9 protein-coding genes and 2 pseudogenes are annotated in these 12,212 nt (G+C 45.1%); 2 read left to right on the plus strand and 9 right to left on the minus strand.

The genetic code is table 11. The annotated features are described in order from the left end of the window. Positions 1–158 precede the first annotated feature (158 nt). Positions 159–947 carry a sulfite exporter TauE/SafE family protein gene (locus PLE7327_RS08260; RefSeq protein WP_015143389.1) on the plus strand — a complete coding sequence of 263 codons (789 nt, stop codon included), beginning with the start codon at positions 159–161 and terminating at the stop codon, positions 945–947. A gap of 191 nt (positions 948–1,138) precedes the next feature. Here PLE7327_RS08260 and PLE7327_RS08265 read toward each other — a convergent pair whose 3' ends face one another. From PLE7327_RS08265 to PLE7327_RS08275, 3 genes are all read right to left on the minus strand, one after another. Further along, the gene (locus PLE7327_RS08265; protein ID WP_015143390.1) at positions 1,139–3,871 is read right to left on the minus strand and encodes a cation-transporting P-type ATPase; all 2,733 of its coding nucleotides are present in this window, start codon (positions 3,869–3,871) and stop codon (positions 1,139–1,141) included. 126 nt (positions 3,872–3,997) lie between these two features. Beyond that, a complete protein-coding gene (locus PLE7327_RS08270; RefSeq protein ID WP_015143391.1) occupies positions 3,998–5,293 on the minus strand; it encodes a glycosyltransferase in 1,296 nt (431 codons plus the stop codon). Positions 5,294–5,552: 259 nt separating this feature from the next. Continuing rightward, the gene (locus tag PLE7327_RS08275) at positions 5,553–6,227 is read right to left on the minus strand and encodes a response regulator transcription factor (protein ID WP_015143392.1); all 675 of its coding nucleotides are present in this window, start codon (positions 6,225–6,227) and stop codon (positions 5,553–5,555) included. Positions 6,228–6,326: 99 nt separating this feature from the next. Between PLE7327_RS08275 and PLE7327_RS08280 the strand changes: the two genes are divergently transcribed. Continuing rightward, positions 6,327–7,697 (plus strand): ATP-binding protein, encoded by a 1,371-nt coding sequence (locus tag PLE7327_RS08280; RefSeq protein WP_041393018.1) that lies wholly within the window; start codon positions 6,327–6,329, stop codon positions 7,695–7,697. A 276-nt stretch (positions 7,698–7,973) separates the two neighbouring features. Here PLE7327_RS08280 and PLE7327_RS26440 read toward each other — a convergent pair. The 6 genes and pseudogenes from PLE7327_RS26440 to PLE7327_RS08310 form a co-directional block, all read right to left on the minus strand. Continuing rightward, positions 7,974–9,079: pseudogene (locus PLE7327_RS26440) on the minus strand (ISAs1 family transposase). Positions 9,080–9,582: 503 nt separating this feature from the next. After that, the gene (rppA, locus tag PLE7327_RS08295; protein ID WP_015143394.1) at positions 9,583–10,260 is read right to left on the minus strand and encodes a two-component system response regulator RppA; all 678 of its coding nucleotides are present in this window, start codon (positions 10,258–10,260) and stop codon (positions 9,583–9,585) included. A 123-nt stretch (positions 10,261–10,383) separates the two neighbouring features. Beyond that, positions 10,384–10,668: pseudogene (locus PLE7327_RS25200) on the minus strand (amino acid permease); the annotation flags it as partial. 11 nt (positions 10,669–10,679) lie between these two features. Beyond that, positions 10,680–10,871, minus strand: a complete 192-nt coding sequence (locus PLE7327_RS08305; RefSeq protein ID WP_041391969.1) for a hypothetical protein — start codon at positions 10,869–10,871, stop codon at positions 10,680–10,682. Between the two features lie 132 nt (positions 10,872–11,003). Continuing rightward, the gene (locus tag PLE7327_RS23935; RefSeq protein ID WP_015143395.1) at positions 11,004–11,177 is read right to left on the minus strand and encodes a hypothetical protein; all 174 of its coding nucleotides are present in this window, start codon (positions 11,175–11,177) and stop codon (positions 11,004–11,006) included. A gap of 36 nt (positions 11,178–11,213) precedes the next feature. After that, the gene (locus PLE7327_RS08310) at positions 11,214–12,167 is read right to left on the minus strand and encodes a F0F1 ATP synthase subunit gamma (protein WP_015143396.1); all 954 of its coding nucleotides are present in this window, start codon (positions 12,165–12,167) and stop codon (positions 11,214–11,216) included. Between the last annotated feature and the right edge of the window lie 45 nt (positions 12,168–12,212).

Below are 12,212 nucleotides of genomic sequence, written 5' to 3' on the forward strand. Positions count from 1 at the left end.
GTTGACTCCAGTTGGGTTTTAGAACCTTTATAAGTTTGAACAATAAAAATGACGAAAAAATGACAATTGCACGAGCAAGTTAAATTAATGTTAAATCTATCGCTTCATCCAAACAGTAAATCGTTCATAATACCGCTGTTGAAAGTGTGGAGATTTCGATGCGGAATAGTTGGGCATTTGCTTGGGGAGGGTTAGTGGGAATTCTCGGAGGTCTTATCGGCTTGGGCGGTGCTGAGTTTCGCCTACCAGTTCTAGTCGGCATTTTTAAATATCATACCCTACAAGCGATTATTATTAATCTCATTATTAGCCTCGTTACTGTCATTTTTTCCTTTATTTTTCGCAGTGGTGTTGTGGGTTTGGAAGATGTTGTTGCTCATCTAGCGACAATCCTTAATATTCTGGCAGGCTCTCTCATCGGTTCTTATGTTGGTGTTAGCTATGCAACCCGAATTAACGAACGACAATTAAATCGAATTGTTGTCATTTTTCTAGTTTTTATAAGCATCTTACTGATTGGACATAATGTTCTCTTCAGTGTGGAGAGTTGGCCAATTCCAGACTTACTAAGAATGAGCATGGGTTTTGTCGCAGGAATTGCGATCGGGATCTTTAGTAGTATGCTCGGTGTAGCAGGAGGAGAATTAATAATCCCAACGATCGTTTTGGTTTTTGCAATTGATATCAAATTAGCGGGAAGTTTGAGTCTTGCGATTAGCATTCCTACGATTATGATGGGGCTATTCAAATACAGAAATCAGCCAAGATTTAAGGAGATTAAATTAGAGCGAGAATTTCTCGTTGCGATGGCATTTGGTTCTATCGTGGGGGCGTTAATTGGTAGTAATCTTCTGAAATATGTATCGAGTTCTTTTTTGTACGTAATTCTGGGTACAATTCTCTTGTTATCAGCCCTAAAGTTGGCCCATCACAAGTCAGCAGCCTAGTTTCGATGGTTAATTTGCTAAATAGGTAAACATAATTATTTCCTAGCTCGTAGTGTGAGCCAGGCGCTCACACGCAAATCATTCTGGCTTACACGCGAGGACGGACGGCTTAAATGCCGGAGGAATCTCCGGCATCGCGTCCTCCAAGATGCTTGCACTACTGGCACTACATGATGATTTATTTAATGAAATCAATCGAGGGGATCGAAACGATTAACCCAAGCTGCAACTAAAATCATCGGTAAACCTACTAACAAGCAAATTAGCCATCGATCTAAGTTCAATGGTGCTGTCGAAAATAGCTCGTTCATCAGATTCCATTGACTGAAAATTACCTGCAAAACTACCGCGCCAACGATCCCAATAATAATAGCTGGAGCATCTGTTATTCGTTCACTTCTGCCTCGAATTCTATTAAAAATTGCCGTTCCTAATTGACTGATGCTCAATAGATAAAAAATACGCCCCGATACTAAGGCTTGAATTGCCATCGTGCGGGCGAGAGCAATATTTCCCGTCGTCGCTTCGATCCATTCAAATACGCCAAAAATGAGAATCCAATTAAATACAGAAATTGCTAAGATGCGTTTTAATAAACTTCTAGAAAGTAAAGGTTCTTTGGGGCTGCGCGGAGGCTGTTGCATGACCCGCTCGGATTTTGGCTCGAAGGCAAGAGGAACCGTCATGGCGATGGAATTGACCATATTGAGCCAAAGAACTTGTAGCGCTAAAATCGGCAAATCCCTAGCAAGCAATACGCTAATCAAAATCGTCATCGATTCCCCACCATTGACGGGTAGGATAAAAGCGATCGCTTTGAGCAAATTTCGATAGACAGTACGTCCTTCCTCAACCGCCGCTTCAATCGAAGCGAAGTTATCGTCGGTCAAAATCGCGTCAGCCGCTTCCTTGGCGACTTCCGTACCAGCCTTGCCCATTGCGATGCCAATATCGGCTTGCTTGAGCGCAGGGGCATCATTAACCCCATCTCCCGTCATGGCAACGACTTCGCCCTTGGATTGCAAAGCTTCCACTAGCCGTAATTTCTGTTCGGGTGCGACGCGGGCAAACACTACCCCTTCTTCGATCGCATTTGCCAGTGCTTGGTTATCCATGCGACTCAGTTCCTGTCCGGTGAAGGCGAGAACTTCCCCATGCTTTTCCAATCCCATGCGAGCCGCGATCGCTTGTGCAGTAACGGCATGATCTCCAGTAATCATCTTCACTTGGATCCCTGCTGTTTTACAAGCGGCTACCGCTCTAATTGCCTCCTGTCGCGGCGGATCGATCATCCCCTGCAAGCCGATAAAGATTAGACCTTCTTCGATGTCTTCATGGTCTAGAGAGTTTTGCTCGTTAGAGACGAGTTTTTTAGCGAACGCCAGTACCCGTAACCCTTGCGCTGCCATCGCATCGGCTTCTTGATAAATTATATTTGGATCGAGGGGAGTTAAATTACCTTGGGCATCGAGCTTCTGCGTGGAGCGAGAGAGAATTGCCTCTACCGATCCTTTAACGTAGATAATTTTGGATTTCGTGCTTGCTTCTCCGTTCCCATGCAAAGTTGCCATGTACTGAAACTCGGACTCGAAGGGAATTACATCGAGCCTGGGCATCTTTTGTTCTAACTCGTCGCGAATGCATCCTACTTTGTTGGCAACGACAATCAGAGCACCTTCAGTCGGATCGCCAACAACATTCCACCGACCATCTTTGAATTCTAGGTAAGAATCATTGCATAACAATCCAGCGATTAGACACTCCCTAAGTACGGGAGACTCATCTAGATTGACTGGTGCTTCATCGAGAAAGATTTCTCCTTTTGGAACATAACCTTCACCGCTAACGCGATACCGTTGTCCTCCTGCGTAGATAGCTTGCACGGTCATCTGATTTTCGGTGAGCGTACCCGTTTTATCCGAACAGATGACTGTGGCACTGCCGAGGGTTTCTACAGCAGGTAATTTGCGGATAATCGCATGACGACGAGCCATCCGGGAAACGCCAATCGCCAGGGTAATGGTCACAACTGCGGGTAAGCCTTCAGGAATTGCGCTCACTGCCAAGGCGACAGCCGCCTCGAACATTTCTACCCAGGAATAACCGTATCCCAAACCGACGGCAAATGTCAGTGCAGCTACTCCTAAGATGATGTAAACCAATGTGCGACTGAATTTATCGAATTTGCGAGTTAAGGGCGTTTTTAAGTTAGTTTGCTGCTCCATTAACTGGGAAATTCGCCCGGTTTCAGTTTCCTGCGCGATCGCGACAACAATTCCCTTTCCTTGCCCAAACGTAACGAAACTGCCTGCATAAGCCATATTGGTTCGCTCTGCTAAAGGTGCATCGGCATCAAGCATTTGAAGATTTTTTTCGACGGCAACGGATTCGCCAGTGAGAGCAGATTCATTGACTTGTAGGTTTCGGATTTCAATGAGTCGCAAATCGGCTGGTACTTTGTCCCCAGAAGTCAGTAATACCAAATCTCCTGGTACGATCTCAGATGAAGGGATTCTGACTTTTTGTCTGTCTCGAATGACTGTTGCTTCGGTTTGAACAGAGGAAGCCAAGGCAGCGATCGCGCTTTCGGCTTTGGATTCTTGCACGAATCCGACAATGGCGTTAATCAGAGTTACGCCCCAAATCACCCAAGCATTCACCCACTCTCCCAAAATAGCCTTAATTGTCCCCGCGATGAGCAAAATATATAGCAAGGGTTGGTTAAATTGCAGGAGAAATCGTATTAAGGGACTTTTACCCGGTTTTCCCTTGAGTTCGTTAGCGCCAAAACGTTCTCGTCGTTTGGCAACCTCAGCCGATGTTAAACCCGCTTCTAAATTACTATCTAAATGTCCGGCGACTTCCCGTATTGATAGATGATGCCATTGGTACGATGGCAAGGGTTTTTGAGTAGTTGCTGTCATATTTTCACTCCAAGATATATCCTGGCAGATAAAGTTTCTAAGCTTGTTGTTAAGCGAGCGCGCCAGATTGCATAACGGTTAACTTACCAAGTAAATGTGATAGAAAAATGACAGTTATGCCATTATTTATTTCATATTTGTTAAATAATAATTTTCATCCCTCTGTTGGTAGACATTGATAAGCGATTGGTACAGTTGATGGATTTGAGCGGCGACTGTGGCACTATTGAAATGCAACTGGACTCGCTTTGAGCTAGCTTCTCCCCAAGACTGCGCTAATTTTGAATTGCTCAACACCGCCCAAAGTGCATAGGCTAAAGCTTCAGGATTGCCAGGAGGAATCAGCAGTCCAGTTTCGCCATGTACGACGGTATGCTGCAATTTTCCTACATAGCTGGCAATTACAGGAGTTCCCGCAGCCATTGCTTCAATCGCAACTAGTCCAAAGGATTCGCAGTCACTGGGCACCACGCAAACATCGGCAGCAGCATAATAAGCTGGTAACTGTTGCTGCGGGATATGCTCGATCGACGTTGTGACCGATTCTAATCCCCATTCCCAGACTAAAGCTTTAATTCGTTTTCGATCGCGTTCGTCACTGCTGCTCGGTTCGCTTCTATTTGCCAGACACAGTTGGAATCGCTTAGGTAGCTGGGCACAGCCTTTAATTAAAGTTTCAAGACCTTGGCGGCGGTCAAAACAACCCACATACAAAATCGTCTTGGTCTTTGGAGATATTCCTAGCTGTTGGCGAGCTTTCTGTTTGGCAAGCAGAGAAAAGGGTCGAGCGTCAATTCCGTAGGGAATGACTCGAATCTTGCCCCGTCTGGAAACCGACCAACGCAAATCTATTTTTTCTTGCGGAGTCGTTGCCACCACGCAATCAGCTTCTTGCAAACACGCCCATTCAACTATTAATCGGGCACTAGCGAGATCGGAAATAGGTTCGCTGTCGCCAGATTTGACAGAACCGATAGAGTGATAGGTATGAACTAGAGGTAATTTCAATCGAGATTTGAGTTGTAAACCTACCCAACCAGAGAGCCAGTAATTAGTATGGATGAGGGCGTAATGGCGATCGCAACAGCTTTGAAAAGCTAGCCAAGCTTCAAGAAAAGCAGGTAAATGCTCGAACAATTCATCTTGAGAGATCGACCGGGCAGGGCCTGCCGTTAGACGAACGATTCGACATCCCGGCGCGAGATCGATAATAGCAGGCTGGTCGGGATCTTGGCGGCGAGTAAATATATCGACTTGGCATCCTCGTTGCGCTAGCGCCAGTCCTAGCGATCGCACGTAGACATGTTGCTCGCATCGGTCGTCATCCACCGATATCAAAGCGTAGGTTGATTTAGCAGTCTGATTTTGCGGTAATGATTGAATCGTTTTTATCTGACTAACGCGACCAATCGTTTGCTTCATAATCTCTTAATCAAGTGACGGACATAATACAAGCGAAGGCACTGTAGATGAGTGACGGTTGAGAAATCGCTAAGTTCGAGCAAAATTGAGAAGGAAGATGAATATCATTCCAAACAAGAAAATTTTTACCAAGCTGAAATCATATTCATCCGGGTTCCCTAACCAACTGCTTTGGTTAAAGTTAGCTTAATTTTTCCTCGTGGCAGAAATTAGGGAAAAATCGGGGAGAAATCGGGGGAAAATTAACCTAGGAGTTTCTCTAAAACTGCTTGAGGCGGTATCCCAGTCCGTGAACTGTCTCGATCAAATCTTCTGGTGCGCCTGCGGTTTTGAGTTTATTGCGTAGACTTTTAATATGAGACTTGACAGCTTCTTCTGTCGGCAGTTCTCCCAGCGACCAAACCTGCTCGATGATACCTGCTCGACTCATAACTCGCCGACCGTTGGCAATGAGTAGCTCTAAGATAGCAAACTCTTTTGGAGTCAAAGATAGTGGGATGTTCTCATAAGTAACTTCAAAGGTTCCCGAATTTAGGTATAAGCTTCCCCAAGATAGTCCCGACGTAGTGGTCAGTTTTCCTCGGCGCAGCAGGGCACGAATTCGTGCCATTAACTCTTGCAAGTCAAAGGGTTTGACCATGTAGTCATCTGCCCCCGCATCCAAACCCGTAATTTTGTCGGCAATGGTATCGCGGGCAGTTAACATTAAAATCGGAAGAGCAACGCGTTGTTGGCGCAGTCGCTGACAAAAACTGACTCCATCTAGCTTGGGCAGAGTTAAATCCAGCAAGATCAGATCGTATTCTTGTCCCCTAACCCAATCCCATGCAGTTTCCCCGTCTTGGGCAAGATCGACCACGTATTGAAAGTCTGTGAGCGCTTCTGTCAGCATTTCTGCTAGCCGGACATCATCTTCAACGACTAAAATACGCATTTGGTAGCTTAGAGTATAAATAATTGACTGGCTCGATTGTAGTTTGAGTTGCTAATTACCAAGATAAATCCACAATTGACAATTTCCAATCGTGTCGTGATAAAAAAGTCGCTTGAAGGCAAGTGGATCGCGGGCGGGTTAAGTCTGGCATTGCTGTTGATGGGTTTTGTCAGCTTGGTTTCTTACCAAAATGCCACTCGCTTAATTGCCAGTGCTAACCAAATGAAACAGACTCATCAAGTCCTGAAAACCCTGACAGATGTCGTCGCTACCCTGACTAATGCAGAAGCCGGACGGCGGGGCTATATTTTGTTTGAGGACGAGGAAGAGTTAGAGCGCTATAATCTCGCTATTCAAGGCATTGATTCTAAAATTACTCAACTTCAGCAATTGCTCGACAACGATCCCAACCAACAGAGGCGACTAGCAAAGCTGAACGCATTAATTGAGCAAAGGTTAGCTTTTTTCCAGCAGCTTACTGACCTATACGAGAACAAGAAATCGCGAGCAGCTCAAGACTCACTAATTGCCCAAACCAAGCAAAATCAGCGTGAAATTCTTCAAATCGTCGCCCAAATCCAAACTGAAGAAGAACAATTACTTCAGATACAGGTTAGTCAAACTCAGTCCGGCTTTCATAGCAGAATGTCGATCGAGATTCTGGGAACTATTCTAACGTTTGTCGTACTTTTAGCCGTGTATGCGCTGCTTTACCAGCAAATGGTAAAGCGTCAGCAGGCAGAGATACGACAACGAATTCTGGCTCAAGAAAAAGAACTGAGCGAACTGAAGCTCAATTTCTTTTCTATGGTCTCCCATGAATTTCGCACGCCCTTGAGCTTGATTCTCGGTTCGGCGCAACTGCTACTAGCAAGTAATCAACAAGGGCTAGATCCCAAAGAGCGCAAAAATCTCGATCGCATTCAGTCTTCAGCTAGGGTAATGACGAAGTTGCTTGCCGATCTGTTGACCCTAACTAGGGCTGAAGCGGGAAAGTTGGAGTGCAAGCCATATTTACTCGAACTTCAATCCTTCTGCCTCAATCTAGTGGAGGATATGCAGGTTTTTGATGAGTCTTCTCACTCAATTGAGGTGATCGGTCAAGGAGCGCTTACCCACGCCTATCTGGATGAAAAGTTGCTCTACTCGATTCTGAGCAATTTGCTTTCCAAAGCCATCAAGTATTCACCTAGCGGTGGTAAAATCCGCTTTGTGCTGAGGGACGAACCAGGTGCAGTAGTTTTTCAGATCCAAGATGAAGGAATAGGAATTCCCTCAGAAGACCTGAAAGCTCTTTATGAGCCATTCCATCGCAGCAAAAATGTTAAAGATATCGCTGGTACTGGATTGGGATTGGCAGTGGTAAAAAAGTGTCTGGAACTTCATCAAGGAGAGATTTTTGTAGAAAGTCAAGAGGGAGTTGGAACGACGTTTACTGTTAAGATTCCACAGGAGTCTGCTTGTCCGTAAATTATGTATTCTCTTTACTTACTTTGATTATCGGCTCCAAAGATTTGCGCTGCTGTTAGAGGACATCTGAAAAGTCCATTTTGTCATTCTCAGTGCAGGAGAACGTAACGAAGAATCTCTGTTTGGAGTTGCTATGCTAGATGGATTTTCGAGTGAATAGAATACAGGATTTTTTTCCTTTTTCCTCGATGCTCAAAGAAGCTTCGCTATCCCCCCTATCAGGCAGCAGGGCTGTTTCAAGAAGAAGAAATCAGCAAAAAATATGAGTTTATTGTTCTAAATTGAGCATAAAGAACACATTGCCTTGAGAGCGTGACTCAAATAACTTATTGCTTCTGTGATTGAATCATAGCCGTGACTCCTCAACAGATTAATTACCCAACTCTTGAGAATTGAGAAATTTATCGAGGCCAAACCATTAAGCCTCGGACTGGTATCTTCACGAAAAACGACATCTTTGACCCAATGAAGCCGATTTTCAATTGACCAATGCTGGCGAATCCCAGAGGGAATTAGTGAAGAGTGAGGAACTAGAGAGCAGATGTAATAAGTCGGCAACTTTGATTGATAAAATTGTTTTCCTCTAATGCCTTGTCTAAACACTTTGATTACGCAATTAATTCCTCGCCATTGTGGGTCAATCTCCGAGGGCGCTTCAAACACTTCAATCGTTCTTTGTATCAATCTGTCTCTGGTTTTTTCTGTATCTTGATACTGACGGATTGGTTTTTTCATAAGACATTGAAGTTCCAGGAGTTGGTGTAATTTAGGTTGATTTTTTTTGACTGGGATTAGGTAGTCATTGCCACTGTCAATAATGGCGGCGACTGTTTTTTTTGACAGTGCAGAGCATCAACCGTGAATACTACATTTTGTAAATCCAAGAGCGATAAAAGATTTTCGACGACGACTATTTCGCTTTCGTGCTTATTTTCCATCACTTGTACTCCTAAAACTAAACCGCGATTATGACTAAAAGCTGATACCATGCTCACGAAGTTTTGCTCGGCCCGTGCAGAGTCACTCACTGTATTTCTGAGGCTTTTACCATCAAGAGCTACCCATTGGCGAGAAACTTCCTTATCGATCTGAGATGCCCAAGCGTTAAAGACATCGCACAGAGCTTGATAATCAATCTCCATCAATACTCTTCTAATAGTTGAATAAGAAGGAACTGTTGCTCCTCGGATCAAAAACATTTGTCTTAGTACTCGCCGATGTCTTTCCACAAATGTTCCCAGACCGCGATATCCATAATATCCACTCATTAGCCCCATGATTATGAGCAGCAAGACCAACCATAATGGATGTCTACGACCATTTGGATGTCGCGGGTCGGGAATTTGTTGAAGATAATCAATTAAGCTTTTCTCAAAACTCATTAGTTCGTTTTAAACTACTTATCGTTCTCTTAGACTAGATTATCTGTTTTCTCTGGTTCTTGAAACAGCCCTGCTCTGGAAGAGGGGTTGCTCGCTCCCGCGTGCGCGTCGGCTCCCCCTTTCCCCGATCGACCAATTTTATCTCTCATCTAACTGGAAACTGCTATAATGCCATTTCTAAAAAAGAACGCTACAGATGCTCAATGAAAAAGCCTTACACACAGAGAGCTGCTGACTAATTGCGAACTGATAATTGCGAATCGGTAGAAGATGTTTCGCTTCGCGATCGCTATGCTCGACATGACATTCTATACTTTTGGGACAACCTGCTAGATCCAGTTCTCTAAACTGTGGGAATACTATTCGCTCGTTCCCCGAAAAAAAGCTGCCAAATTTAGTGTAAGTGATTCCGGTTAATTCCAATACCAGTATCGTTTTCGCTTGGGGGTCTACAACCCATTGACCAATCCTAAAATAATGGCGGCGATCGCTGACATTAAAGATTAGCTATTGCAAGGGTCAAAACGATAACCCATCCCATAAATAGTTTTTATCCATTCTGCCGCATTCACTAGCTGCAATCGCTGCCGCAAACGCCGGATCGAAGCCGATACAGCATTACTTTCCGGCTCAGTTCCCCATTCCCACAAAGCTTGTTCGATTTGGTTGCGGCTTAATACTTGACGGGGGTGACGGACAAAGTATTCTAATAACTGAAATTCGCGGGGTGATAGTCGCACCGATGCCTGACCGCGTTCTACTGTCAGGCAGGTTGCGTCTAGTTGCAAATCGGCAACGCCGAGACAATCTCCTTGCCAATTCGGCGATCGCCTTCCTAACGCCCGCACTCGCGCTAGGAGTTCGAGTAAGTCTACAGGTTTAACGATATAATCGTCAGCACCGGCATCTAATCCGCTAATTTTATCTGCAATTGTGTCTTTAGCGGTCAAAATCAGTACAGGCGATGTTTTCCCAGAATGCCGATACTGCTGACATAGGCATAGTCCGCTAAGATCGGGTAACATCCAATCGAGAATTAGTAAATCATAGTCTTTCTCGCCTAAAAGCCATCGAGCTGTTTCGCCGTTCCGTGCGCCATCGACAATATGCCCGACTTTTGATAAAGCTTCATGCAGTGGTTCGAGTTGTTCTGGATCGTCTTCAACCAGTAAGATACGCATTCAATATTTTTGCCTCTTTTATTTTTATGATTTAGGATATGCAAGGAAAGGCGATCTTATCTTCTTTCTCCAGTCAGATTTAGTCGCGATCGATGAAAATGATTGTTCTATCTCCAGAAGCGTTGAAGTTTGAGTGACAGAGACAATGGTAATGTTGACTGGGTTAGAGCGGTGAATTCCCCCCAGAACAATCGATATCAGCAACACGACTGCGTCTAAAGCCGTGGAAATAAGAAAGGTGCGATCGCTAACGCCGAAAACATTGAGCAAGTAACCCGCACATCCTAAAGCAGCCGTAGCAGCAGAAGCAGACTTAGCAATCAAGAACATTCAGCCAGCCGTAAAACCGAGCCAGGGGTTAAGATACTTATAACCATCCTCGTAAGCTCCACCACTAACGGGACGTGAGTTCGACGAAACTAAAAAACGGCAGGAGGTAATACAGGCAAATCTTTTGGGTAAATGTCAATCGACAGTTTTTTGGGTAAATAGGTGTAAACGGCTAAACCAGCGATTAGAATGAAGTTTAAACCCAAAGTGCCACCCCACAGAATTTTTTGCTTAGATATTTTGAGTCTCGGCGTTTTTTGGTCTTTTTTGCGGCTGCTCAATCAATCTTAGCTATCCCATTACCTGCCTAGCTGTTCATACTTCATATCTAGCAGGCTTTTTGCCTTTTTCTCATCGTCTTCTCATCATCGAACTCACGTTAACGGGATGGCTAGCTACTAATCGATCGCTGTTTAAGCCATTACAGATAGCAACCCCAGCCGCGATCGCAACAGAAACGATCGCTGCCGGACCCGCAATCCCTGCGGCATGCCCGTACTGACAAACACGCCAGCACCAACAATCGAACCCAGTCCGAGGGTACTCCCGCCTAGTACCCCCAGCTCTCGTTTTAGCGACTGTGCCATTAATTTACAGCGGCATGTTACTGAAAATCACTGTAATCACAGAGCATTTGCACCCGCAACGACTTCTAGAAGTTCTTGGGTAATTGCTGCTTGACGAGCTTTGTTGTATGACAGAGTCAGGGTGTTAATCAACTCGCTGGCGTTGTCGCTAGCGTTATTCATTGCAGTCATGCGGGCTGCAAGTTCGCTGGCGGCTGATTCCTGCAACGCTCTCAGCAATTGGTTATTTAGATAAAGAGGTAAGAGCGAATCCAGAATTTGCACCGGGTCTTGCTCAAAAATCATGTCCTGAGAAAAAGCTACCTTCGGTGTAGAAACTTTCTCTCGTTCTACCTGGAATCTGCCCTCGCGGGTAATCAGTCGGAAAATCTCATCGTCTTGAACTTCTAGCCCTTGGGGAGTCAGGGGAAGTAAGGTTTGGACGATGGGGCGAGAACTGATCAGAGAAACGAAACGAGTATAGATCAATTCAACGCGATCGACGGTCTCCGAAAGAAACAGCGACAGCAGTTCGTCGGCAATCCGAGAAGCTTCGGCAGCAGAGGGAATCTGCTCTAACCCCGTGTAGATTTTCTCGTGAATCTGAATCGGTCGATCGTGACGCTGGAAATATTGAATGGCTTTGCGTCCGACTAAAACGTATTTGTAGTTCACGCCCTGCGCTTTCAGTTCTTGAGCGCGTTGTTCGGCGCGACGGATGACGTTGGTATTGTAGCCGCCGCACAAACCGCGATCGCCCGAAACGACGAGTAAAGCAACCGTGCGAACTTCCCGTTGCGTCAGCAGGGGCAAACTGACTTCTCCAAAGCGCAGTCGATTTTGGAGGTTAAATAGAACCTGCGTCAGAGCATCGGCAAAGGGACGGGTGGCGATGACTTGCTCCTGAGCGCGTCGTACTTTAGCGGCTGCCACGAGGCGCATGGCTTCTGTAATTTTTTTCGTATTTTTGACCGACTGAATGCGATCGCGGATAGCTTTTAAGTTAGCCATAAATTCAGTAAACAGTTATTAGTTATTAGTAATCAATTATCAAGG

Origin of the sequence: Pleurocapsa sp. PCC 7327, from assembly GCF_000317025.1 — a bacterium.
In the GTDB taxonomy this organism is placed as follows: domain Bacteria; phylum Cyanobacteriota; class Cyanobacteriia; order Cyanobacteriales; family Microcystaceae; genus Hydrococcus.

What these genes read in the sequence shown, in the direction of transcription:
- PLE7327_RS08310 (WP_015143396.1), bottom strand. Translation starts at nt 12,167, where the DNA reads ATGGCTAACTTAAAAGCTATCCGCGATCGCATTCAGTCGGTCAAAAAT.
- PLE7327_RS08265 (WP_015143390.1), bottom strand. Translation starts at nt 3,871, where the DNA reads ATGACAGCAACTACTCAAAAACCCTTGCCATCGTACCAATGGCATCAT.
- PLE7327_RS08260 (WP_015143389.1), top strand. Translation starts at nt 159, where the DNA reads ATGCGGAATAGTTGGGCATTTGCTTGGGGAGGGTTAGTGGGAATTCTC.
- PLE7327_RS08275 (WP_015143392.1), bottom strand. Translation starts at nt 6,227, where the DNA reads ATGCGTATTTTAGTCGTTGAAGATGATGTCCGGCTAGCAGAAATGCTG.
- rppA (WP_015143394.1), bottom strand. Translation starts at nt 10,260, where the DNA reads ATGCGTATCTTACTGGTTGAAGACGATCCAGAACAACTCGAACCACTG.
- PLE7327_RS08270 (WP_015143391.1), bottom strand. Translation starts at nt 5,293, where the DNA reads ATGAAGCAAACGATTGGTCGCGTTAGTCAGATAAAAACGATTCAATCA.
- PLE7327_RS23935 (WP_015143395.1), bottom strand. Translation starts at nt 11,177, where the DNA reads ATGGCACAGTCGCTAAAACGAGAGCTGGGGGTACTAGGCGGGAGTACC.